28 protein-coding genes are annotated in these 24,603 nt (G+C 42.0%); 19 read left to right on the top strand and 9 right to left on the bottom strand.

The window, feature by feature from the left end:
* Positions 1-159: 159 nt before the first annotated feature.
* The gene (locus DXX92_RS08430; RefSeq protein ID WP_116000052.1) at positions 160-1,185 is read right to left on the bottom strand and encodes an IS110 family transposase; all 1,026 of its coding nucleotides are present in this window, start codon (positions 1,183-1,185) and stop codon (positions 160-162) included.
* A gap of 110 nt (positions 1,186-1,295) precedes the next feature.
* Between DXX92_RS08430 and DXX92_RS08425 the strand changes: the two genes are divergently transcribed.
* The 7 genes from DXX92_RS08425 (at position 1,296) to DXX92_RS08395 (ending at position 5,124) form a co-directional block, all read left to right on the top strand.
* On the top strand, positions 1,296-1,691 hold the full coding sequence (locus DXX92_RS08425; RefSeq protein WP_116000051.1) for a hypothetical protein: 396 nt from the start codon (positions 1,296-1,298) through the stop codon (positions 1,689-1,691).
* Between the two features lie 127 nt (positions 1,692-1,818).
* A complete protein-coding gene (locus DXX92_RS08420) occupies positions 1,819-2,061 on the top strand; it encodes a hypothetical protein (RefSeq protein WP_116000050.1) in 243 nt (80 codons plus the stop codon).
* Between the two features lie 32 nt (positions 2,062-2,093).
* On the top strand, positions 2,094-2,444 hold the full coding sequence (locus tag DXX92_RS08415) for a cupin domain-containing protein (protein ID WP_116000049.1): 351 nt from the start codon (positions 2,094-2,096) through the stop codon (positions 2,442-2,444).
* 6 nt (positions 2,445-2,450) lie between these two features.
* Entirely contained in the window at positions 2,451-2,660 is a 210-nt protein-coding gene (locus DXX92_RS08410; protein WP_116000048.1) for a hypothetical protein, read from the top strand.
* A 123-nt stretch (positions 2,661-2,783) separates the two neighbouring features.
* On the top strand, positions 2,784-3,386 hold the full coding sequence (locus DXX92_RS08405) for a class I SAM-dependent methyltransferase (RefSeq protein ID WP_116000047.1): 603 nt from the start codon (positions 2,784-2,786) through the stop codon (positions 3,384-3,386).
* 169 nt (positions 3,387-3,555) lie between these two features.
* On the top strand, positions 3,556-4,398 hold the full coding sequence (locus tag DXX92_RS08400; protein ID WP_342768044.1) for a substrate-binding domain-containing protein: 843 nt from the start codon (positions 3,556-3,558) through the stop codon (positions 4,396-4,398).
* A 108-nt stretch (positions 4,399-4,506) separates the two neighbouring features.
* Positions 4,507-5,124, top strand: coding sequence for a DsbA family protein (locus tag DXX92_RS08395; RefSeq protein ID WP_116000045.1), 618 nt, complete (start codon positions 4,507-4,509; stop codon positions 5,122-5,124).
* A gap of 97 nt (positions 5,125-5,221) precedes the next feature.
* Here the strand turns inward: DXX92_RS08395 and DXX92_RS08390 are convergent, their stop codons facing one another.
* Positions 5,222-5,992, bottom strand: coding sequence for a 2OG-Fe(II) oxygenase (locus tag DXX92_RS08390; protein WP_116000044.1), 771 nt, complete (start codon positions 5,990-5,992; stop codon positions 5,222-5,224).
* A gap of 65 nt (positions 5,993-6,057) precedes the next feature.
* Positions 6,058-7,386 (bottom strand): aldehyde dehydrogenase family protein, encoded by a 1,329-nt coding sequence (locus DXX92_RS08385; protein WP_116000043.1) that lies wholly within the window; start codon positions 7,384-7,386, stop codon positions 6,058-6,060.
* 371 nt (positions 7,387-7,757) lie between these two features.
* On the opposite strand from DXX92_RS08385, the gene DXX92_RS08380 reads away from it, so the two are divergent.
* Positions 7,758-8,591 (top strand): hypothetical protein, encoded by an 834-nt coding sequence (locus DXX92_RS08380; RefSeq protein ID WP_116000042.1) that lies wholly within the window; start codon positions 7,758-7,760, stop codon positions 8,589-8,591.
* A 43-nt stretch (positions 8,592-8,634) separates the two neighbouring features.
* A complete protein-coding gene (locus tag DXX92_RS08375) occupies positions 8,635-9,000 on the top strand; it encodes a hypothetical protein (RefSeq protein ID WP_116000041.1) in 366 nt (121 codons plus the stop codon).
* A 242-nt stretch (positions 9,001-9,242) separates the two neighbouring features.
* On the opposite strand, the gene DXX92_RS08370 is transcribed toward DXX92_RS08375, so the two are convergent.
* The 5 genes from DXX92_RS08370 to DXX92_RS08350 form a co-directional block, all read right to left on the bottom strand.
* Positions 9,243-9,665, bottom strand: coding sequence for a BLUF domain-containing protein (locus DXX92_RS08370; protein ID WP_116000040.1), 423 nt, complete (start codon positions 9,663-9,665; stop codon positions 9,243-9,245).
* 113 nt (positions 9,666-9,778) lie between these two features.
* Positions 9,779-10,987, bottom strand: a complete 1,209-nt coding sequence (locus DXX92_RS08365; RefSeq protein ID WP_116000039.1) for a lipocalin-like domain-containing protein — start codon at positions 10,985-10,987, stop codon at positions 9,779-9,781.
* A 9-nt stretch (positions 10,988-10,996) separates the two neighbouring features.
* Complete coding sequence (locus DXX92_RS08360; protein ID WP_220347641.1) at positions 10,997-13,639, bottom strand: FtsX-like permease family protein; 2,643 nt, start codon at positions 13,637-13,639, stop codon at positions 10,997-10,999.
* Positions 13,632-14,285 carry an ABC transporter ATP-binding protein gene (locus DXX92_RS08355; RefSeq protein ID WP_116000038.1) on the bottom strand — a complete coding sequence of 218 codons (654 nt, stop codon included), beginning with the start codon at positions 14,283-14,285 and terminating at the stop codon, positions 13,632-13,634. Before DXX92_RS08355 ends, DXX92_RS08360 begins: the two co-directional genes overlap by 8 nt.
* 245 nt (positions 14,286-14,530) lie before the next feature.
* A complete protein-coding gene (locus DXX92_RS08350; protein ID WP_428977360.1) occupies positions 14,531-16,126 on the bottom strand; it encodes a M28 family metallopeptidase in 1,596 nt (531 codons plus the stop codon).
* Positions 16,127-16,372: 246 nt separating this feature from the next.
* Between DXX92_RS08350 and DXX92_RS08345 the strand changes: the two genes are divergently transcribed.
* The 7 genes from DXX92_RS08345 to DXX92_RS08315 all read left to right on the top strand — a co-directional run bounded on the left by DXX92_RS08345 (position 16,373) and on the right by DXX92_RS08315 (position 21,378).
* On the top strand, positions 16,373-16,885 hold the full coding sequence (locus DXX92_RS08345) for a methyltransferase family protein (RefSeq protein WP_281269078.1): 513 nt from the start codon (positions 16,373-16,375) through the stop codon (positions 16,883-16,885).
* Between the two features lie 299 nt (positions 16,886-17,184).
* Complete coding sequence (locus tag DXX92_RS08340) at positions 17,185-17,760, top strand: sulfotransferase (protein WP_245961543.1); 576 nt, start codon at positions 17,185-17,187, stop codon at positions 17,758-17,760.
* Positions 17,761-17,888: 128 nt separating this feature from the next.
* The gene (locus DXX92_RS08335) at positions 17,889-18,461 is read left to right on the top strand and encodes a tRNA-(ms[2]io[6]A)-hydroxylase (RefSeq protein ID WP_116000035.1); all 573 of its coding nucleotides are present in this window, start codon (positions 17,889-17,891) and stop codon (positions 18,459-18,461) included.
* Positions 18,462-18,530: 69 nt separating this feature from the next.
* Positions 18,531-19,385 carry a class D beta-lactamase gene (locus DXX92_RS08330; protein WP_181901723.1) on the top strand — a complete coding sequence of 285 codons (855 nt, stop codon included), beginning with the start codon at positions 18,531-18,533 and terminating at the stop codon, positions 19,383-19,385.
* Between the two features lie 9 nt (positions 19,386-19,394).
* Positions 19,395-20,231 (top strand): 23S rRNA (adenine(2030)-N(6))-methyltransferase RlmJ, encoded by an 837-nt coding sequence (locus DXX92_RS08325; protein WP_116000033.1) that lies wholly within the window; start codon positions 19,395-19,397, stop codon positions 20,229-20,231.
* Positions 20,232-20,338: 107 nt separating this feature from the next.
* Positions 20,339-20,758: a VOC family protein gene (locus DXX92_RS08320; RefSeq protein ID WP_116000032.1), complete on the top strand. Its 420-nt coding sequence runs from the start codon at positions 20,339-20,341 to the stop codon at positions 20,756-20,758.
* A 113-nt stretch (positions 20,759-20,871) separates the two neighbouring features.
* Entirely contained in the window at positions 20,872-21,378 is a 507-nt protein-coding gene (locus tag DXX92_RS08315) for a nuclear transport factor 2 family protein (protein WP_116000031.1), read from the top strand.
* 100 nt (positions 21,379-21,478) lie between these two features.
* Here DXX92_RS08315 and DXX92_RS08310 read toward each other — a convergent pair whose 3' ends face one another.
* Positions 21,479-22,681 (bottom strand): serine hydrolase domain-containing protein, encoded by a 1,203-nt coding sequence (locus DXX92_RS08310; RefSeq protein ID WP_116000030.1) that lies wholly within the window; start codon positions 22,679-22,681, stop codon positions 21,479-21,481.
* Positions 22,682-22,965: 284 nt separating this feature from the next.
* Here DXX92_RS08310 and DXX92_RS08305 point away from each other — a divergent pair, with 284 nt between their 5' ends.
* From DXX92_RS08305 to DXX92_RS08295, 3 genes are all read left to right on the top strand, one after another.
* A complete protein-coding gene (locus tag DXX92_RS08305; protein ID WP_220347640.1) occupies positions 22,966-23,430 on the top strand; it encodes a VOC family protein in 465 nt (154 codons plus the stop codon).
* Between the two features lie 70 nt (positions 23,431-23,500).
* On the top strand, positions 23,501-23,971 hold the full coding sequence (locus DXX92_RS08300) for an HAD family hydrolase (protein WP_116000028.1): 471 nt from the start codon (positions 23,501-23,503) through the stop codon (positions 23,969-23,971).
* 107 nt (positions 23,972-24,078) lie between these two features.
* Positions 24,079-24,480 (top strand): thioesterase family protein, encoded by a 402-nt coding sequence (locus DXX92_RS08295; protein WP_116000027.1) that lies wholly within the window; start codon positions 24,079-24,081, stop codon positions 24,478-24,480.
* The last annotated feature ends 123 nt before the right edge of the window (positions 24,481-24,603 follow it).

Raw genomic sequence — 24,603 nt, 5'->3', positions numbered from 1 at the left:
CATGGCCTCATTCGTTAAACAGCGTCTTCTCTTTCAAGAAATGCGCTTCCCGACTAAACAGGCTTTTATGCTCTCGGTCTGACCGTGTTATCGTCAATCGCTCATGCTAAGACGCGGTGGGGTTAACCGTTAGGGTTACCTCTACAACTTCAATCTTTTCTATTTTACATAATCTATTTGGTATTCGTTTTTACTTCGAAGCAATGCCCATATCAACCGTGCATTCTTGGCTGCAAGCGCGACGGTTGCCCGTTTAAATCCTCGTCGCTCAATCAGCTCTTTTACCCATAAACTGGTTCTGTCTGTTTTATGTTTGCAGTTGGCTATTACGGCTCGAGCACCGTGAATGAGTGAGGTGCGAATGTGTTTTTCGCCACGTTTACTGATTCGGCCAAGTTTCACTTGCCCACCTGTCGTGTATTGCCTAGGTACTAGACCAATCCAAGCGCTAAAGGCGCGGCTGGTATCAAAATCTTTTGCATCACTCACCGTCGCAACAACCGCCGTTGCCGTGATTTCGCCAACCCCAGGAATGGTCATTAAGCGCCTTGCCGCGTTCATTTGGTTCGCGAGTTGATAGAGCTTTCGGTCATGTTTAAGAATTTGCTGGTTTAATGCTTTAATGTCTTGCCATAAGTCACTTAGTAGCTCTCTAGCGAGCATGGGTAAGTTGTTCTCACCATCTTCTAAGATGCCACTAATGGCATGTTGTGCCGGATAACGTCCTTTGGGCATGATAATACCAAATTCTGCGAGTAAGCCCCGAAGCCGATTAATGAGTGCGGTTCTGTCCTTGATAGCCCCTTGGCGAATACGGTGTAGGCAAAGCACGGCTTGTTGCTCTTCACTTTTGATGGTGACAAAGCGCGTTTTGGGACGGGTCACCGCTTCACAAATGGCTTCAGCGTCGTTGGCATCGTTCTTTTCGTTTTGGCGATACGGAATCACGAACTTTGAGGCCATGATGCGTACTTCATGGCCAAGCTTAGTAAACTCTCTTGCCCAGTAGTGTGCGCCTGAGCACGCTTCCATACCAATGATACACGCTGGCAACTTAGCAACTTCAGCTAACAGTTTGTTTCGCTTAACGGTTTTTCGTAATTGACACTTGTCATGACTATCGACACCGTGGATACTGAAAACAGATTTGGCTAAATCGATGCCAATTGCTTTAATTAGTGACATATGGACTCTCCTCAATTGAAGCTACTTATCAACTTCACTATGGCACACTCGCTAGAGAAAGATGCCGAGCGGGGAGTCCATATCATTCGTTATGAAACCGAGACGGATATATGTTTCAAGACTTGAGTAAAACAATTAATGAAGTGGTTAGTTTCACTAATAAACATAGAGTTGATACTAAGTTCAATGTTCACCAAGTAGCAGATCTTCTAGGTGAAAATGGTAACCCAGATAAGTTATGGGCTTCATTTGAGAAACAAGCTGGTGTCTATGTTTTGATTAGTTTTACAGCAAGTAAGGTTCACTATGTCGATATGAGTGAAAAAGACATTGGGAGTCGCTTGTATTATTGGCTGTTTAAAGCAAACAAAGTTCAAGAAGCTTTGTCTAACAACGATATCGTATTGACTATAAACCTAAAAAATCAGTCTTATATGTCTCCTGCGCTGGAGTCTTTTTTAATAAGTCGCTTGAGTCCAGAGTTAAACGTAAAAAATGTTGCATAACAATAAATTTAAGCATATTCGCAACGCTTGGCATTTTAGGTTTCAGTCCTCTTAAGTGTTTACGACACAATGCTTTAGGTAGGTGGTAGCGTTGCTCACTACTTAATTTTGCTTAGTCATTTTTGTTATGTGCATTACAACAGGAAAGATACATAATTACTTAGGTCGCTTAATTGGCTTAACTGCTTTTGTTTTATCTATCTGGTATTTTTTAGGTCAATTAGGTAACGGTGATTTAGTATCAGAGAATAGATCTGAGCCGTCAGTTATTAATGCCATTTTATTCTTTTTCGCGTTTGGTTTTACAGGTCTTTGGTTTGCTATCAAAGGTAAGTTTCCTGTTAAAAGCACAGGGCAAAACAAGGAATAAACAGGACGTTATACACTTAGAGAAGTTCACAGATGATTCGCAACTTTTTAGAAACACAAAAACAAATACAGCACTCTGCACATGGAGGAATAGGCTCTATTGAATTGTATGAAATATGGGCTAAATCTGACTTCGTTAGTAACTGCGACTTTATCGACAGACAAATTATCCCTCCCCAATCAACTGTTGGTTACCATAAACATGGTAACAACGAAGAAATGTATATAATTCTTGAAGGCTCTGGAACAATGACCATTGATAATCAGGAAGTTAAGGTTAAAAAAGGCGATATGATCAAAAATAAACCTTTTGGAGAACACGGTTTAATTAATGATTCAGACTCCGACATCGATCTTTTAATTATTCAGTTTGGTGTAGGTTAAAAACCTATGAAAGAGAAAAACATGCCTTCACAAATAGGAAATTTAATTAGCGTAGTTTTAGTTTGGGCACTTGTTGCATATATTTTTGTGTTTGGGTTTGCCAAAATTCAATGGAATGGCTGGGCAGGAGGATTACCTTGGTTAACGGGAGTCGTTTTTCTATTTGGTAGTGCAGGCTTTACGTCCAAATGGCTGATGAGTAAATCAAGGGATTAGATCAAGTGCCGTAACAAAATATAGTAAGCTGGTCGATCGTATTGATAACGCTTTTTCAGTTTTAGTTCGCTGCACATTTTCAGTAACTATAGTGAGATCACTTTAAAGGAACCAAAAAATAACATGGACACCAAACAACAAGCGTCAAATTACGACAAAATAGCTGAACATTGGAATGGCTCAAATTTCAACCGTCATAATGGCATCGAACAACACAAAAGAGCGATTAATTTCTCAAATGGTAATGGCAAAGCTATAGATATTGGTTGTGGAAGCAGTGGTCGTATTATTGAACTGCTTCTTGTTAACGGTTTTGAAGTTGAAGGACTAGATTACTCTGAGGAGATGCTGAAATTAGCGGAACTTCGACACCCTGATTTAACTTTTCATCACGCAGATATTTGTGAGTGGCAACCGCCACATAAATACGACTTCATTTCAGCATGGGACAGCATTTGGCATGTGCCATTAGAGGCGCAAAGTGCCGTTCTAGATAAATTACTAAACTCTCTTAGTGCGGGTGGGATAATCATTTTTACCAGTGGTGCCGTAGATAGTCCGGGAGAAGGCAGTAACCCATTTCTTGGGCAAGAGCTTTATCACGCTGCCATTGGAATACCTTCTATTTTAGAGCTGCTAAACACCAATAACTGTATCTGCCGACACCTAGAAAACGATGATTGGCCAAATAAACACTTATATGTTGTTGCGCAAAAAAGCCGTTAAGAAGAAAACATAGCGAACTCTTCAGCTCCTCTCGTTTTAGTGCATGTCTCTTGTCTTCATATTACGATGCTAAGCACGCTAGTATCAATTACACCAAGTAATTGACTTTTTCGTTTTTAAAATAGACAGTCTAGTTACGATAAAGATCAATCACATCAGAGATTTCCAATTGTATAAGTTAGCGCTAAGTCTATTGTTTCTTGCTTTTGCCAGTTTCGCAGCCCACTCAAAAAATAATGGAGCTATAGTGATTGATGGTTCAACCGGCGTTAAGCCGCTTGTTGAAGCATTGGCTAAACACTATTTGGAAAGAGCCAATGCACCTAATATTCAAATAGGTAAAGGCTTAAACCCTAAAAAACGTATAGCGGCATTGACGAGCAATAAAATTGATATCGCAATGGCTAGCCATGGATTTGATCACAGCCAACTAGCTAAACTAAATTTGCGCATGCATCCCTTTGCTAAAGTTGCGGTTGTAATGGGAGTGAATCACACCGTAAAGGTTGATTCGATTTCTGAGCAGCAATTATGTGCGATATACAGTGGCTCGGTGACTAACTGGCAACAACTTGGAGGCGCAGACATTGCAATAGCGCCGTTTATTAGGCCCGCGAATGAAGTGGATACTGAAGTATTCTTGGCCAAATTGCCCTGCTTTGCTCAGTTAACGCTTGCGAAAAACGTTCAAATTAAGAAAAAGTCTGGGCAAATGGCGCGAGCAATTGCAAATAAGCGTGGCGCGATAGGGATGACGACACTAGTGAGAGTGTCGCAAAGCGATAACAAAATAGCACCGATCGGCACTAATGGTATTTTTCCAACAACGGATAATGTGCTTAACAAAACATATGGGCTAACCCGAAATTTGTATTTAATAACATCGGATAAACCAAAAGAAAGAGTACAAAGTTTTCTACGTTTTGTTCGAAGTGAACAAGGAGCAGCAATCATCAAAGCCAATCATGCAGTTCCACTTGCAGTAAACCCGTCAACGCGCTTGATCCCATAGAATATATGGTAAAGCATCGTTGCTAGCTTGCAATTGTGTATGTATTAAGAAATAAGTGTTTAAAAACAATCTGTATTACAAAATAACCAAATATAAAAAGAGGTACTTGTGCGACTAGTCTACGTAATGGACCCTATGTGTGGATGGTGTTACGGATTTGCTCCTGAATTAACATCGTTTCTGACGAATCACCCAGAGGCAGAAGTTGACTGGATCATGGGTGGGTTAGCTCCCGATAGCACAACGCCAATGCCCGCTGAGCTTCAACAAACCATTGCTCAATATTGGCATCAAATCGAAGCAAGATCACAGGCAAAATTTAATCACGACTTTTGGCAGCTTAATACGCCCTATCGTTCAACTTACCCAGCTTGTCGCGCAGTGCTTAGCGCTGAACATATTCAGCAAGACAGCGCGCCCCTGATGGTAGAAGCCATTCAAGCCGCCTACTACCAGCAAGCAAAAAATCCAGCGTTAGTTGATACACTGGCCGATTGCGCTACGGCGATAGGGTTAGATCGTCAGTTATTTTTGCAAGTACTCTTATCGCCAGTGATCGAACAAAAGTTACAACAGCACCTTACCATGAGTCAGCAATTGCAGGTTCAAGGCTTCCCTGCTTTGTTTTTTATTGAAGAGAATCAGGCTTATCCTCTGGCATTGGGCTTTTGCCAAACGCAAGATTTAGAGCAGCAGCTAACGCGAATTATCGAAGTCCGCAAGTAACGCTCATTGCTGTTTTCTTTAAAGAGAATACAACCTTGAGCGCTAGGCTAAATTTTTGGTTAAACCTCAGCGCTATCGAAACGGTTACACCACGCTACTAATCGAGAGGGAACAGTAAATCAGTGCGAATAATGTATTTCGTTCCCCGAGTGATTGGCTCTGAGCTGTGCACGCAGTGCAATGGGTGCATACCATGAGGAAAGCACAATACACTGCCAGCTGGTGTTCTCACATTCACTTGCCTAGCTGGCTGATCGCGTTGCGCAGGTCTGTTAGGCTCGGCATCATTAACCCAAAATTGAGTGTCGCCACCTTCAAAGTCTTCCGAAAGCAGTATTAAAAAGGTCATTTGACTGTAGCGGTCGTCGAACGCGTTTTGCACGTGTACACCGTCAATCAATTTACTACCTGGCCATGAACCATCGGTATGTGGTTTGAAAAAATCACCTTCGCCATATTTGTAGAAACGAAAGCGTTGATTAATGCCAAGCGGCGCCATACCACCAATCACGTCTATACCAGCCGACATTGCAGCTTGGCAGCGCTGCCAAATAAGTGACTCTGTGGTATCGTCGGTAAGCCAAGTTAAGCTGTCGTTATGCCGAATATGCCTAGGAAGTGAAACCGCAGCATCTTGGTTAAAGCCAAGTGTTTCAGCGATATCAATCAATCGGTTAGATTCCTCATGCGATAATACATTGAGCAATTGAAATGCACCCGGCACTTCAGGTACAGGCACCAAATTTACTTGATTTGAAGCGTTAGCGCTGAGGTCTGCAGGGTTTTCCCCTTTGTTGCCCCAAAGCGGAATATTATCGTTCTCGGCTCCCTGCTCGTGCTCAACAACATAAAAACCTTTACCTAACATATAATGATAACCTTTACTCTGACTAGCTTTAATTTAAATAGCTTTACTCAAACTACGTGGGGGCGCTAACTAATTACGGTGACTTGCGCGAATTGACGATGACCGTCAAAACCGCCGTGAAAGCCAAAACCACTTTGCTTAGCCCCTACCCAAGGGCTAGCACCACCGCCACCAGCACCTTTGTTAATACCAATCATGCCGGCTTCTAATTGGTTGGCGACCTCTGCGACTTGTTCGCGACCAAATACTACAGCTCCTAAGCCGTAATCAGAGTCGTTCGCGCGATAAATGGCTTCAGCAACAGAATCTACCTCAGCAATAGCGACAACTGGCCCGAAAGTTTCCTCTTGCTCCATCAGCATGTTTGGCGACAAATTCGTTAACACTGTTGGGTTAAAGAAGTTGCCGTGTTTAACATCACCACCAAGTAGTACATTCGCGCCCTTTTCTCGGGCATCGTCCATATGTTCAGTAATTTTAACCAGTTGTTTTTTACTCACAATTGGGCCGATATGGGCATTTGGCTCATCCCAGGCACCTGTTTGGTAATAACTAGCAATTGTTACAACCCGGTCTATAAAACTTTGAGCGACGGCTTTTTCAACATAAATACGCTCAGTTGATGTGCACATTTGCCCAGCATTTTCAAAGCTACTAGCAACGGCAAAACGTGCAGCGGCATCTAAGTCCGCATCTTTTAAAACAATCATTGGATCGTTGCCACCAAGTTCCATTATTAAACGTTTTAAACTTGATGCCGCTGATTTCATAATCTTTTTGCCCACCGCTTGCGAGCCCGTAAACGCAACTAAAGCAATATCTTGATGCCCAGCTAGCGCTTCTCCCACCACGCCATCACCATGAACGATAGTTATTAAACTTTTAGGTAAATGCTGATTTAGGTGCGCGATGAACTGCTCGGCAATTAATGGCGTTTGCTCTGATGGTTTAAACACCACAGTGTTGCCTGCAATGAGTGCAGGCACTATTAAGTTAACCGCCATTGCCAACGGATAATTCCACGGTGATATAACCGCGCATACGCCCAATGCTCGATAGCTTATATCACTGCCATCATTTCTTGGTGATAATGCCGCGCCCGCCTCTTTGGCATAATGACTACCCGCAAAAATAGCGCCGCGTACTTCGCTAGTACTGCGATCAATATCTTTACCCATTTCTTTTGACAGCAATACTGCAAGCTCATCACTATAAGGCGATATCGACATAAATGCCTTGTATACGATTTCAACGCGCTCAGCCAATGGCAATTGTCGCCACTGTTTTTGATAGGCTTTTGCACCTTGAATGCACTCGTGAATTTGCTCACTAGTGGCAACTTCTACCTCGCCTAAAGCTTGTTGATTGCTAGGGTCAAAAGACGTCAGTTTCATAAATACCTGTGTTTTGCGGATGAATGTCAGTACTCGCAACAAGCCCTAAACGGCTTGCTGGCAATCATAAGAGATGGATATTAGCTAAACCAAGCTACAAATAAAAACAGTATTAAACTGTATCAGTTACATGGAATACTGGTAACTGGAAATAAGGTGCAACAATACGGTTTTAACGCAAAGGCTGATTTCAACAATAGATAAGGTGGAAACTACAGATTTATGCGTACATATAAGCCATTGAATTAACATGGCTATTCTATTACGCTGGTACTTGCAATCCGCGTCAAAAGGACTTGATTTACAATGGTATTTGTACCGTTAACCCAACTCGACAACTCCAAACTTTCTGGCTCAATTGAGGTGTAACAATGAGATTTCTGTTCGCCTCTGTCCTTGTGTTTCTCCTTTCTTTTCAAGTAACAGCACAGTTTCTCAACTTAGAACAACGTACTGTTAAAGCAGGTGTTGAAAGCCTCCAGTGGCTGCAATTTTTGCATGCAGTTTCTAAACAATGTGATTATTTCGAGTACGCAGAACTAGCGCCAAGAGAAGAGTTGAGCATTTTAGTTAAAGCCAAACTTAAAATTACCCTAGAGAAACTAGAAGTATGGATTGAAGAAAACGAAGCACTAAATGGGGCACTGTACGAGCAGTTGAATAAAGTTAATTGCGAGCAAATTGAAATAACTGATTTTTTATCAAAAATTTACGATGCTTACGACATCGCTAAGTTTAATCTAGAACTTTACGAACCAATCACACAACCTTTGCTTACCCAAGGTGAGCTAGCGAAAGAGAATGAGCAAGCGCTGCAAGACTATATTGCATCTCGCCAAAGTGAGGCAGAAACCATTATGCTTGCGGAAATTATTCCGTTTAACGATGTTCCTGATGACATAAAACACAGCTTTCAATTCATTAAACCTGATTACATCTATCGTATTACTAAAGCCTGGAAGGCACCTCACCGCTACCAATACCTGACTATTCCGATCACATTTGATCCATTAAATACTGATGAAGAATACAAGCACATCGTTAACACCAAAGGAAAGAGTTCTGTATTGATATTTGTTAAAAATCCACCTGCCAGTATTTCAACGCATATTATAGGCACGGTAAACCTAGATATTTATCCTGTCGATCTCAGTAGTTTTCAATCACCCGATTGGGAATGGGTAGGACGAACGCTGGTGGAATAAAAGCACAGCTAGATGATTAGACTATTAAACAGAAAGGGTAAGTATGTTTGAACAATTAAAGCATAAAATAGTGAACGCAGGTTGGAAAGGTATCGCCTTAGTCATTACGCTATTCATTGCGGGGCCAGAGATAATGATTGGCATGGAACTTATGGCAACAATCGAAGTAATAGGCGCTTCAACTTTTATCCTTGCCTATTGGAGTGGAGTTAAGTTACTCGTGAATAAACCGTACAGTATGGTTGTAAAATTTGAACGGTATTCAAATTTCTTTATTCCCACTTTAACATCGATAAAAATAATGCCTCAGTTAATTTTACATGCGATTCCCGAACGGATAGCCATGCTCTCTTATTTGTTTATTCTAATGGTATTTGGCTGTTATTTTTTCATGTTAGAACTGGGCTAACAATGGCTTACTCCAATAGTCATTGGAGATGAGACAGCTATTCGACCATCGCTTTCAACATTTCCCTGTTATTTGTTAGCGGAAATTCATTTAGCTCAGCCAACTTGAATTAAACGCTTGGGTATAAAATTGTGAACAACATATGCCTAGGCTTACGCTAAGGGCTAATGTTAAAGGCCGATAAAAACCATCGGCCGATTAAAATTTATTAAGCTTTATTGCACTGTCATTTAACGTGATGGCTAATCAACCACAGGCACTTGTTCTTTTAACTCCAGCATCATCTGATGTGCGCTTTCGCCTGACATTTCGAATGGATCAAATTCAGAGCTACCAGAGAATTTTAAATTAATATCGTGTGTTAATGAAGAATCAGGAATATAGCCCATGCTCCAGTCAGTAAATTCACGTTTTACGATTTCACAATAATCGAGCATGATAATGTCTTCATGGCGCTCGTCTGTTAATATTCGCTGGTAGGTTTCGTTTACTTTCTTACGAGAGCCTTCAATGCACTGTAAAAAGTATTTGCGGTTAAAACACAATAAGCCAGTGATACTATTAGCACTGTTGTGTTTTCGAGCTGAGACTAGAATATCATTAATACTGTCATCGACAATATCTCTTGGTTTGCGACTCGCATAAATCAAGCGTACTAAGTACATAGTACAGCCTCCTTCTATTAATTATCCTGTTGTATATGCTTTAGATTTTAGCACCCGATTTGAATAAAATAACAATAAAATCATGTTGTTTTTATCATGTTATACGAAACAAATTAATAGCCTGTCAGCTCTGCATAACCTACCCCATTAAAGCCACCACTGGCCTTTACTCGCCCTTCCCAATAAGGAAACGTCAATTGATTGCGTGAATCTCGCGTGATCGTCTCTATTGATATAGCAGGCATATCACGCACTTTGATTTGCCACTTCCGCGGATATTTACGGCCATCCAAAGTAACGGTATCGACGACGTTAATATCAACATCTCCTTGATTGATATGGCTCACCTCGCCGCGTTTGCTAATTTTACTACCGCTGCAATAGTCATAGGTTTGTGCTGCGCCTCGAATACAAAAAACCATTAACCCCTTTACATAGTCAGCACTTTCTTTGTGGTGAACCTTGGCGCTCATGTTTTCATGTGCATTTTGGCTGGCTTCATCTTGCACTAAGCTAAACCAGTCCCAACCTAGCTGTTCTTGACTTAACAAACTTGCAGACCACTCTCGGTCATACCAAGCATTGCCCGATACTTGATATTTTTTGCCCGCAAAGGTCAGTTCACCATTCACCGCTAAAAATGGGTAGCTGTAATAATATGACGCGTGCCCTGCGCCCGTTTTTTGGCTATAACCCTGTTCGCCATGCAATACACGTGGGCTATCACTCAATGAGATATTGAGCCGATAATCACCATCAGCGGCATTGAGTGTGAGCGGAAGAAATGAACTGCCTTGACTTGCTAACTGCCAATTATCAATTTCGGCAACAAATGGTGAGTGACGCACACTTGCTTGCCCTGCCCGTGCAAAACGCTCAAAGGCAACGTGCTGCTGTTGGTGTTGCACAGCAAAATGGGCAAAATACAGATTGTTATCCCACCAGTTGAACTGTGTTTGAGTCGAATTATCTTTGTTTGAAGGTTCTTTTAATTTTTCACCAGCATTAACCATAGGCATATTAACCATAGGCATTAGGGTGCGAAATAACGTCCACTGAACGCCAAAGGTTTCGCCTGTGGTTGCGGTTAAATTGGCGGTTAAATACCACCACTCGATACCTTGTTTTTGATGAGCACCATGATCTTGAGGAAACACCAAGGGCACTCCCTTTTTAACCTGCTCACCACTTGCTGTTTGCCATGCTGAGCTTTCGCCTGCATTGTCATTCGTCTTGTTCATTGGCTGGCAGCCGAATACGAACAACATAGCCATAATCATTAACATGCTTAGGGATTGAGATTTCACGGTGATTCTGTCCATGATTTTTGACTAACTCTTTAGCTGCTTGGGTGAACGGCCAAGTGAACGGCTAGGTGAACGGCGAGTTGCATGGCGATAAGCCAATTGCCGCAAGGGAAGATAGGCACAGACCATAGCGGCAACCATTAGCAGCAGGCATGTTTGTATAATTGCAGGACTATCCAAATGGAAATGAATCGTCCAACCAAATGCAATCGGCATCACAAATTTTAACAATGCTACGCCAAGTGCCAGCCCTAAGGGCAAAGCAAACAACACAGTAAACAACACAATAATACTGGTTTGCAAAAGCTTCATTATCAATAGCTGACGTTGAGTTACCCCCAGATGATTCAATATAACTAGCTGTTTGCGTTGGTTAGCGCCTAAACTCAATAAACTGGTGCAAAGGCTGAGCAATGCAATCGCTAAAATAAAGGCGTTGAGGGCTTTGGTGACAACAAAGGTGTTTTCAAACAGTGCATTGGCAAATTGTTTAAAGCGCTTATTGGGTAAGATTTTGCTGCTGTCTTGATTAAACTCGTTGATTAAGCGCTCACTAAAAAGCTCAACCGATGTATCTTCCTCAGCCAATCGAATCGAATAACCATAATGACGGCCACTCAGCTTTGCTAATTGATGGCGAGCTTCAAGCGTAAAAAATGACATTAGTGGGTTACCATAATCGTAGAAAAAGCCCGAAATACGACACGGAAAGTCTATCGCGTTCTGTTTGAAGTGCACCCTATCGCCAAGTTTGATACCAAATCTAATGCTTGCTTGTTCATTAGCCAAGCAGCCATTTTCAGCAAAGTGACTGATATTTACTGGCTTGCCGCTGGTTAGTGAAATATGCTGGTAATATAAGTGACTATCGCCAAAACTAGCAAGTTTGGCGGGTAGCGTTTGCACTTCACCATCACTTTGGAAATAAACGCTCACCTGCTTCACCTCTGGCTGGGCACTCAGCATCGCTCGAAATTCCGCAGTTACCTTGTCTGTGCGTAAATAAATATCAGCGCTTAGTTGCTTTTCCAAATGGGCATTCAGTGTTTTGCTAAAACTTGTCACCATAATCTGCATGCCAATCGCACTGCCCAACGCGACTAATATCGCCACAATGGCGATGGTGAGATCGCTAATATGTTGTTTGGTATCACCATGTAGCCACTGAATTAACGGATGCTTTGTACATGTTGTGCTGGTGCTTAAGCGAATTCTTGATAAACCATTAAGCAGCCTTGGTACCAGTAGAATAAACATCACTAAAATAGCAAAACACAGTAGCAAAGCTTGAAACTTAGTGTCGGCAAAGTTAAACAGCCACAAAAAGCTAACGCTCGTCAGCAACAGCAAGGCAATAAACAGTTTTTGACGATATTGTTTTAAACCTTTAATCTGGCTAATCAACATAAAGGCTAGCGCACTAACATTTAGTACAAAGCCAATAGCAACATTAGTCCATTGCCAGTTAACCACTAAGGCTTTTTCTAGCTGATAAAGCCCCATTAATGTGCGATTCACATCGAGCACTAGCGCATTGGCAATGAGGTAGCCACCCCAAGCACCTATCAAGGCGGTGATCACACTCACGGCGACAAGCTCTATGATTAAACTCACTTGAATGCTTTTTTTCGAGCAGCCCAGCAAATACAGCTGATTGAGTAATTTCTTGCGCGCCGACATGGTGAGCTTAATCGCGTTATAGCTTAAAAACGCCGCAACGACATAACCCAAAAGTGCCAGTGCCGTTAAATTGAAAAAGAATGCACCGGAAAGCACATCAAAATTTTGTTGATCTGCTTGAACTAACCTCGCTTGACCAGCAATTAATGCTTCGATATTACTAATTTGATCGCGTGTTAACTCGCTAAGCTCGATAAAACTTAACTGACCTTGTGCATCGAGCAAATGATCAGCAAGTGCTAAGTCGGTAATTGCCCATAGCCCGATACCATCAACAAATTTGACTAGTGGCTGGGCCTGTTGCGAATTGAGCTCAAACACAGGTGCCAACTTTACAGCTTCACCATTTACTGTCATCTCGCTGCTTGCTGTTGCATCGCCGTTTGCTGTTTTAGTTGCTAGTCTTTGCGTGAATTGGCTATCAACAAACAAGGTTGTAAGCGGTGAGTAAATACTTGGTGACGCGGCACTATTGGCATTATTATCAAAGCTCATGTCATCGTAATCTGCGTCATTTGAATTGCTGGTACTAGTTGAATCAAATAAACGGCTAACCAACTCTTGTTGCTGCTGCTTTTGTTGCTGACTGCTGGTTCCTGCTTGCAGCCAAAGCAATGAATTTATCCCCTGAATATTAAGCGTTTGCCCTGTTGTTGCCGTTAATCTGCCACGTAAAATAGGCTGCGCATTCGTAAATCCGTTTTTTCGAAGTTTCAGCCAGAGCTCACCAGGAAGATATTCTTGGCCAATTAGCGGCTGAATAATATGCGTAACGGGGTTTTCAATAAGCGCAGAAGAATGGCTATATCGGGTTTTAGCTTCTTGATTCAGCCCTGTAATTGCCGTAAGTAGCGCACTACCTAAACTAAAGCCCAATACGAATAACGCCATTAACCACGGGCGTTGGCGATAAAAAGCAATATGCGTAACGAGAATTCGCCAAATGGCATTCACATCAATCACACGTGCTGTATTTGAGCTAAGCAAATTGACCGTCTCTTAAAATTTCAACACGATCAAAATAGTCAGTAAGTTGCTGACTGTGAGTTACCATTACCAAATTAACGTCGCGCTCTCGACAAAGCTTAGTTAGTAGCTGAACCACCTGATGAGAGCGAGTTTGGTCTAAGTTGCCTGTGGGTTCATCGGCAAGTACTAATTTCGGCTGATTGAGTAATGCTCGAGCAATACCAACGCGCTGCTGTTCACCACCTGATAACTCATGCGGCATAGCATCTAGCTTGTGCGCTAAGCCAAGTGCCTTAACGAGTGCATCAAATTCGTGTGCGATTTGCTTTGGAAAATTTAGTTGAAATTGAAACAGAATATTTTGCTTAACCGTTAGGCAATCAAGCAATTGATAGTGTTGGAAAATAAGCCCCAATTGACGACGATATAAGGCAAGGTCCGTGTCCCCCATTTCGGTAAGCTCAAACTCGTCAATAGACACTGAGCCTTGGTCTGCAGGTAATAAGCCCGCAAGAATATGGAGTAGTGTTGTTTTACCAGAGCCACTATCGCCCAGTAAAGCAAGCTGTTCGCCTTTAATTAGCGACAAGCTTAACTCTCGCAAAATTGGAAACTCACGACCACCTTGGTAACGACTAAAGCTTAAATTGTCTACGGCAATCAAAACAACTCCTTGTATTCCCTAACTTTTCAATAAAAGGTTACTATGCGAACCTAGGCTTGACCAGTGTGCATTCGCATGAGATTGAATATAACGAACGGCTAAACAATAATGCTCACTTATAGTTAACGAATAGAGCCAAAAAAGGGAGCACTATGGCTCCCTTTTAATCACTTATTTTAAACGCCAATTTTAATCGCATGCTTTCATTGTGTAAGCGAGGCGTTTAAATCATTAAAAAACGGTAGTTACTGTCTTTTAAATTCAGAGCTCTCGCTCCATTTTGGCCATACATTTTCGCTAGATAACTCATAGCCAATTTCAAAAAATGCCTGCATATCTTGCACTGCGCCAGATAAATCCCACTCATCAGAATATTCATCACAAAGGTTGTGGTAACACTTCTTCAGTTTCGGATCTAACATTTCACGTAACTTCGCTGTTGCTTCATCAGCAGGCTGAGCACCGCTTTTCGCGTATAACGCTGGAATACCGATGTTAGCAAAGGCAAAGTGATCTGAGCGGTAGTAAATACCCGCCGCTGGGCGAGGATCACCTGAAATGACTCGGCCTTGTTTTTCCGCCGCTTTCGTTAAGTAGTTATCTAGCTCAGATTGACCTAAACCATACACCGCAACATCGGCGCTTTTACCATTAACACCCAGTGCGTCCATATTGATGTTGGCAACAGTTTTGTTGGCAGGAATAACAGGATTCGCAGCATAGAATTTTGAGCCTAACAAACCTTGTTCTTCAGCAGTTACCGCCAAGAAAGTAATTGAACGCTCTGGTTTTACATCTAATTTAGTGAACGCTTCTGCCACTTCAATCAGTGCTGCTGTACCCGTCGCGTTATCAACTGCGCCGTTATAGATTTGGTCGCCGTCAAGTGCTGTATCTGTGCCTAAATGATCCCAGTGAGCACTGTAAATAATGTGCTCATCTGATTTTTTGGTGCCTGGTAAGGTCGCGATAAAGTTGTTAGACACTGATTTTTTGATCGTGTTTTTCACGGTCACGGAAGCCGTTAAATCGCCCATATCGACATGGTAACTACCTTTTGCCGCATTCATTTTCGCTTCAGCAAAGTTTAAACCTGCTTTATTAAATAACTCGGTGGCAACTTCACTGGTGATCCAACCTTCAACGGCAACGCGTCCCATGTTGTTATCATCACGTTGGAAGCCAAATTGCGCGCCAGTCCATGAATTTTTCACCACATTCCAACCATAAGATGCTGGGGCAGTTTCATGAATAATAATTGCGCCTTCTGCGCCTTGGCGGCTGGCTTCTTCGTATTTGTATGTCCAGCGGCCATAGTAGGTCATGGCTTCACCAGTGAATAACTCAGGGTTCTTGGTGGCAAAACCCGGATCATTAACGAGCATGACCACAGTTTTACCTTTAACGTCTAACCCTTCGTAATCGTTCCAGTTATATTCAGGCGCGTTCACACCGTAACCAACAAAAACCAGCTCAGAATCTTTTAGCTCAGATAGCTCAGTAATGCGGCTTGAGCTCATTACCATATCTTCTTTAAATTTGTAGTCTTTACCGCCGATTGATAACGCCATATCAGTCGATGCTTCAATAGACACTAAAGGCACTTGTTGTAAAAAGCTGTCGCCATTACCCGGCACTAACCCTAAGGCTTTAAATTGCTCAGTTAAGTACTCTAGTGTTAGCGTTTCACCAATGCTTGATGGCGCTCGACCCGCGAATTTATCTGACGCTAGCACTTTTACATGCTCTGCTAATTGTTCACCATTGATGCTGTTATAGCTTTGATTAAACACTTCGGCTGAATTGGTCATCGCAGCTTTTGCAGCCATTTCCGCTGTCATTTCGGCTTTAGTGGCGCTTTCTGATTCAGTTGCAGGCTTATCATTACAGCCAGCAACCGACAGCAAAGCTGCACTGGCTAGCATTACAGAAGATAATTTTTTCATAAAAATAATATTTATTAGAATATTCGGGACTGGCAGTATATACCTAAGCGATTGATACGCGCCAGTTTAGCTAGTTGAGATTAGCGACAAAACAAGGTTCTATCAGCGTACACATTTATTGGCAATAACTAGGCTTCGCAGTTGTATTTAAGGAATATAAAAAGAGGAAAACAGGGAAAAATGGAAAAACTTGAACTTAAAATACCTCCGGTTTTGTTGGTAGTAATATCGTTGCTGCTGATGTGGTTTACTCACCAACTACTACCGCACTTTACCGTTACTTTTTCCTTTACAAGCGACTATGGCGTTCAGCTTGCTGGCGCTTTGTTATTGCTTGGCGCTTTGGTTATTTTTGCTGGCATTTATGCATTTAGAAAAGCCCAAACGACGGTAAACCCGATGACGCCAAGTGACGCTTCAAGTCTGGTCAAAACGGGGATTTATCGAATTACACGTAACCCCATGTACTTGGGATTTTTATTGATGCTAATCGCTTACGCCGTGTATTTACAACACCCCTTCACCCTTGTTTGGTGTGGCGTATTTGTTGGCTATATGACGCAATTTCAAATTAAACCGGAAGAGCGAATGCTCAACCAACTATTTGGTGAGCCTTACCACGAATACTGTGAGCAAGTGCGTCGCTGGATATAGACTCAACTGGCAAGGCTAATAACTTCTTTTTATTGCTTCGCATTTGGATAAAGTGCATTTAAGAAATCTTCTTTTAAGGGACCAAATTTGATAACCCACTTTAGCTAGCCTGAGATGATTTGTTATAATCTCGCGGCTTTATCATCTTATTCGCTATTCACTCTGATCGATTCTCGCTGTTTATGAACAACCCGCTATCAACTCACCATTCTCCTGCTCTTGCTCAAGATTTATCAGCAGCACCGAAAATCTGGATCATTGGCTTACCGCGCACTGCAACGACTAGCATATGTGTCACTATGTTGGCGCTGGGTTACAAAACTGCCCACACTGCCTATTTGCAAAGCTGTCTTGAGGAAGCCCAAGTGATTGCTGACACGCCCGTGTTTTGTGATTACCAAGCACTAGATAAGCACTACCCTAACAGCAAGTTTATCTATTTAACCCGTGACCTTGATAAGTGGCTGCCGTCAATTCGCCAATTGCTAAGCCGTATGTATCAAAATTTGCAACGTGACGATGGCGGTTTTAATCCTCATTTAAAGCGTTGTTTTAACCAAGTGTTTGCACCACTCACAATAGAAAATATCGCCAGCGATGAATTTTTAATGGCTTGTTATGATAAACACCAACAAGGTGTAGCTCATTATTTTGCCAATCGCCCACAAGACTTATTAACCCTAGATATTGCAGCGCCTGACAGCTTTGCCAAGCTTATTGCGTTTTTAGGATTACCCAGCAACACGCAAGGGGAATTTCCGCTGATTAATATGAAAGGCAAAGTCACTGAGTGGAACAAAATTAATCATCCGCTAAAAATAGCATCAACCCGCAATGGCCGCATTGATAGCCAACTCGCTCATTTATCCATTTAAAAGCGTACAAGCAGCCCTGTTAATGCTTTGCCAAAAGCGCTAACACTGGTAAAATCGCCGCCTTTTATAGTGCTAGTAAAATGACTCGCTAGCGCTTTGTAATTTACGCTCTAGAAGACGATATCGCTATGTTTGAATTGAAGTACCACACCCCATTTGAATGGACTGAAGCTGTAATGGCAGATTTTGATGCCTTTTTGCAAGATCACGCAGCTGCAGAAAAGAAAGCGTCAGGCATGGCCATGTCAATGCTGTCACACTATCCTGATCGCCTAAAGTTAGTGAAAGCGATGACCGACTTAGCGCTAGAAGAGTTGATTCACTTTAAACAAGTATTAAAGCTATTAATCGCCCGTGACGTGCAACTAGCTGACGATAAAAAAGACAATTACATTAAAGAAATCCGCGCTCTATTTCGCCGTGGTCGCGATGAATTTTTAATGGATCGTTTGTTAGTCGCAGGTGTTATTGAAGCCCGCGGTCATGAGCGTTTCGCGCTAGTTGCTGAGGCATTACCTGCAGGTAAAGACAAAGATTTTTACGTTGCCATTGCTAAATCGGAAGAAAAACACAAAAACTTGTTTGTTGAACTGGCTTACGAGTACTTTGAAAAAACTGAGGTAGATGTGCGCTTGGAAGAAATATTAATTGCTGAAGCGGCTATTTGTGAAAAACTGCCATTTCGTGCGGCACTTCACTAATCTGATTTAACTGAAAAAGCTAAACATATTGTTCATTTAACAAAAGCAATGACCAATTTAAGGAAGGCAATGATTAAAAAAATGGAAATATTTCGCAAGGCACTTTCAAGCGTTGCATTAAGCACGATTGTTTATTTAACCTGGGTCAATGCGACTGTAGCTGCACCTGAAAATACGAACACGCCAGCGAGCCTGCCTTGTGAACAAGCAGACAGCAAATGTACTTTTGTACTGCTTACCGCTGAAGACAAGTTAATAGTTCATAACGAACAATGGGCTAACACGCGCTTTAGCCCATTTTCGACCTTTAAAATTCCAAATTCGTTGATAGCCTTAGATTTAGGTATTGTTCGCGATCTTGAGCAGACTATGCGCGCTGACACCAACACTTACCCACCAGAAAAATGGTGGCCGAGCAGTTGGACGGCAGGCGAGCATACCTTGCGCTCGGCTTATCAAGTTTCCAATGTGCCTATCTATCGCGCTATTGCGACCCAAGTAGGTGGTGAGCGCATGCAGAATTACCTTAATGCATTCGATTACGGAAACCGCGATATTAGTGCTGGTCTCGATTTGTTCTGGCTAGGTGTTAGCTTACAAATCTCACCTATCGAACAAGTGAAATTTTTACAGCGACTGTACACTAAACAACTACCGCTAAAAGCCAGTACCTATGAATTGCTTAAGCCCTTAATGCTTAATCACGACACACTTGATTATAAAATTTACGGTAAAACTGGGGCAGGAACCTATAGCCCGACGATGGCACAAGGCTGGTTTGTTGGCGTGGTTGAAAAAGATGGCCAGTACTATTATTTCGCCGCTCATACAGAATCTACCAAGTTCAAATATGCGATTAAGCACCGTAAAGATATCGCCAGAGCCTATCTTGCCCATTACCAATTACCACATACCATTCAGTAAGGAATTCTTTTGCTAAGTTATCGCCACGCCTTTCACGCCGGCAATTTCGCCGATGTATTAAAACACAGTGTGTTGCACTATGTGCTTAACTATATGACTGAAAAAGAAAAAGGGTTCAGTTATATCGACACTCACTCTGGCGCTGGCATGTACAAGCTGCAAGATGAATATGCACAGAAAACAGGCGAGTACAAACAAGGTATTGGCAAGTTGTACAGTGCGCCTAACCTAGCGCCACTACTCGCCAACTATGTAGAGCTGATCAAAAGCTTTAACCAGCAAGGTTTAAGCCTTTACCCTGGTTCGCCAGCAGTTGCCGAATATCATACCAGAAAGCAAGATAGCGCCCGTTTGTTCGAATTACACAATACGGATATCGCCCTGCTAGAGCAATTTTGTCAGGGTTGGAAGCAAGCCAATGTTTTTCAAAAAGACGGTTACGCAGGGTTAGTAAGGCAACTGCCACCGCCAACACGCCGCGCTGTTGTACTGATCGACCCGCCATTTGAAATTAAGAGTGACTATCAAAAAGCCGTTGATGCGGTCATTAAAGCTCAGAAAAAATTTGCCACGGGTACTTATATGATTTGGTACCCTGTGGTGCAGCGTCACTTTATCGATACCATGGAAGCAAGCATCACCAATAGCCAGCTAAAAAACGTAATGAAGGTTGAGCTATGTTTAACACCTGATTCTGAGCAATACGGTATGACAGGTACTGGCTTATTTATTGTTAACCCACCATGGCAGCTCGCAAGTGAACTGGAAACCGCCCTACCACAGCTGAAAAAGTTAGTGGGAACCGAGCAGTCGAGCTACACACTAGAGATGATAGTACCTGAATAGGCTGCTAGCAGATATATACCTACTCTGACATTTATACTAAGCATTTATACTTTTAACAATATTTACTATGCTGTCATCAAATATAAGTGCCTTAGGAAATATCGGCGATGGAACCAACACAACAAGACGCCACTAAGCTGTCAACGAGTGATCTATCAATCAAACAAATTGCTATCGCGATTAGTGACTTACCCAAAGCCCTTAATTTTTACCACAAGGTGCTCAATATCCCACTGGCTTTTGAAGTGCCACCCAATCTAGCATTTCTTGAGCTAGGCGATATTCGTTTAATGCTAACAACGCTGCAAGGAAGTGAGCAAGATCATCACACATCAGTGATCTACTACCAAACCACTAATATAGAGCAGTATTTTGAGCAGTTAAATGTTAAAGGTGTTGCCATTGAACGCCCACCAGCGTTTGCCGCTAAGATGCCTGATCACGACTTATGGATTGGTTTTATTCGTGATCCTGACGAGAATTTGATTGGCATCATGGAAGAAAAACCACCATCAGATGGCGAATAAATAACTTATTAAGCGCTAATTTCTCATAAATACGATACAAGAAAACCAGTCAACATATTGATTAACAAAGAATAGCAAGCTAGTAATAACAAATAAAAAGAATAAGGTTACCAATGAACATACTCATTATTGCACTTCTACTTATCACCTGTAGCCAATTTAGCAGTATCGCTTTTGCCTCGGCGACTACTAATCTAGACGTGAATCAAGAAATAAAACCCAAAGCCAACGAAAAGGCGGTAATCAGCCAACTACTGAATAACTTTTTGGCCAATTCAGTTAATGACGATTTAGCTAATCATCAAAGGTTTTGGGCTGAGGATCTTATCTACACTAGCTCATCTGGTACGCGCTTTGATAAAAGCTATATCATTCAGGGAATAAAAGAAAACAGCAAAGCTGATGAAAATAGCGATACTTTACCGCCTTTATACTGGGCAGAAGATACTGATATTCGCGTCTACGGTGATACAGCCATTGTCGCATTTAAACTAATGCACAAAGAAAATGCCAAGGCTAAAGCGATTAAACAAACCTACTTTAATACTGGCACTTTGCTAAAACGCGACGGCATCTGGCAAGTAGTGGCATGGCAAGCGACAAAAATTCCGGCTAAGTAGAGCGCGCAAAAAAAGAACAAGCGCCGATAGATAACTGCTGTCAGCGCTTATTTTCGATTTTAAGACTCATCTAAAAGCTGCAATAAACTACTTTTCTCAGTTAGTTACTCGCCACTTTATTAACGTTATTGTTGGCAAAAAGCTCAGCAAAATACTGATACATGGCTTTTCTTGATTGATAGCTCTCAGGCGTCATCGCCCCTTCCCAATTAGCATTAACAGCAATCACCAGTTGGTGCTCAGGGTCGATATATAGTCCTTGGCCAAAAATACCTTTGCCTTCAAAATGCCCTTTTGCTGAAGTCCACCATTGAAAGCCATAACCGTCTCCTTCACCAAGCTCAACTTGGTTACTGGTCGCCACAGCAAACCAGTCTTCAGGCACAATAGAAGCTCCATTGACTTGCGCGCCATTAAGCACGAAATCACCAAATAAGGCAAAATCTCGCGTTGTTGCTTGAATACAGCAGCCACTAATTTCTTGATTTGTTGGGCCAAGTAGCCAAGAAGCGTTTTGTTGAACAGGCAGATTTGCCCAAATTTTCTCAGACAGGTAATTTGACAGTGATTTTCCTGTCGCATTAGTGACCAGCAAGCCAATTAAACTTGTTTCACCCGTACTATACACAAAGGTAGAGCCCGCTGGATTTGCGCGCTCAAGCTGGTGCATATAGCTGACCGTTGCGTCGACCCCAGGTTCAGGCGTATGAAAGTTAAATTTAGACGCGTCAGAATTTGGATCTTTGTAATCTTCGTCCCACGCCACGCCAGATGTCATGGTCAATACCTGTGCCAAAGTAACATCTTCATAGGCACTGCCTTTCAAGTCTGGAATATAGTCAGTGATCGTATCTTCTAGGCTTTTAATATAACCATCTTTGATAGCCGCACCGACTAATGTGGAAGTAACCGATTTAGCCACAGAAAAGCTTGTCCATTTGTCATCACGAGTTAAACCAAGCCCATATTTTTCATAACGTAGATCGCCATTTTGCAATACCACTAAGCCAGCTATTCGTTGCTCTTTGAAAAACTTCTCGATAGCGTCATCAGCTACGACTAATGGCTGCTCAATATCTAGCTCATGAGACAGTTTACCCTTCTCAATAATATTAAAAGGAATAACATCTAACTTTTCCAATGTTTGAAAACCGGCATCGCGCTGTGCAGTTGTCCAAAATAAAACATTGGTACTTTCCGGCTGATTCAACATCAAATAACGGATGTTTTTATCAAGGCTGAACCAATACCCTGTAACCCCTGCAATAACAAACGCGACAACCACTCCTATCCATTTCCACATACTTTATCCTTACCATTTTAGTTATTTTTGTTTTATTACGATAAACTTGTGCACTGCGTTTGTAAATTGTTCAAATATCTAGCGAATTGACGCTAATCGCTAACGATGTGTCTAGGTCATTTACCCTTACGCACTTACTATTTGATCGAATTATTTGCTTCAACTCGGTTTAACTCACTTCAATACTTGCATCGATTCAACAATTAAAGTTAGATTTTATGGCTTAGGCACTCCAGCCTTAACGTGAAAAAACCATCACAATTTATCAACAAGAATAAAAACTAATGAAGTATTTAATCTGTATTCTACTGCTATTTCCTTATTTATCTTTTTCTGCCAATAGTCAACCCAACTCGGAGAGCTTAAAAGCTAATTCAAAGGATGCTCAAATTCTAGGTCTAAGAACAAGCGTTTATATGGTGGACGATATTGACAAAGCCAAGCACTGGTATGCTAAAGCATTCGGCACTGCCCCGTATTTTGACGAGCCCTACTATGTTGGCTTTAATATCGGAGGCTTCGAACTTGGTTTAATGCCGACTGGCGAGAAGCAAAAAGGCTCAAATGTTATCGCTTATTGGGGGGTGAACAACGTTGAAGTCACTTACCAAAAACTACTCGATTTAGGTGCCAAGCAACTTAACCCAATCACTGATGTTGGTGGAGGTATCAAACTTGGCGTCGTCCAAGACCCATTCGGAAACCCCTTGGGAGTTATTTACAACCCTATGTTTCAATTGCAACGATAACAAAGCAGATAAGCGCTATTTAGCAACAAGTATCTGAAAATAAACCTATACGCATTTAATTAGGAGCAATATGAAACCGGTATATTTGTTTGATTGGGGAGACACTCTAATGGTGGATTTTCCCACTGAGCAAGGCAAAATGTGTGAATGGGAAACCGTTCAAGCGGTAGATGGTGCATATGAACTGCTCTCACAGCTTACCGGCCATGCGGTAATTTATATTGCCACTGGTGCAGCGGAATCTTCAGCATCAGAAATCGAACAAGCGTTTGCTCGAGTCGGCTTGAGTCAATTTATTACCGGTTACTTTTGCCAAGCTAACCTTGGCATTGCTAAAGGCGAACCTGAATTTCTTGCTGCGATACTGGCTAAAATTAACGCAGATAAATCGTCCACTTATATGGTGGGAGATAGTTTAACCAAAGACGTAATGCCCGCGCTGAATGCTGGTATTCAACCGATTTGGTACAGAAGAAATTCGTCTGAGCTTGTTCCTAGTGGCGTTCGTGTGATTTCGTCATTAAGTGAGCTCAGCTCTTAGTTAGCTTTAATGAGATTAACTATGCTGAAGTAAATTAAATAAGCTAACTTATATTGATATGCTCAACACATTCGACTTAAAGCCACTTCTGCAATAGGGAATTAACCATGGAAATTAAGGATAGCCTAGCACTAATTTATACTGTTCAATCGAAAGATCTCGCCAGCGACCTACCAATTGATAAAGATGATAATTTTCCTGAAGTGTTCGCAACCTCAAGAATGATTGCATTAATGGAATTAGCAGCTGCTCGCCTAATGAAACCTATGCTGCAAAGTGACGAATTATCTGTTGGCGTTAATGTTAACGTTAATCACCTTGCCGCAACGCCGAATAATCAAGAAATCAAAGCTGTTGCGACCTACATCGGCATGGCAGGAAAACTTTATCAGTTTGAAGTAGAGCTACATGATAAAGGAGGGATCGCTGGTAGCGGAACGCATACCAGAGCCATTGTTAAAACCGAACGCTTAGTGCAAGGTGCTATTGCCCGCGTCAATAAGCCTTAGCCAAACGAAGTAAGCTAAGTTCTTCTTTAGCACAAATTTTAACAAGCTAGCCATTAAAAAAGCCAGTTAACGTTACCGCTAACTGGCTTTACTTTTTTGAGAGCTAATTTCAGCTTATTCTCG

Origin of the sequence: Thalassotalea euphylliae, assembly GCF_003390395.1 — a bacterium.
In the GTDB taxonomy this organism is placed as follows: Bacteria; Pseudomonadota; Gammaproteobacteria; order Enterobacterales; family Alteromonadaceae; genus Thalassotalea_F; species Thalassotalea_F euphylliae_C.
Note: the sequence above shows the minus strand (reverse complement) of the source record. Positions and strands in the feature narration are given on the sequence as shown.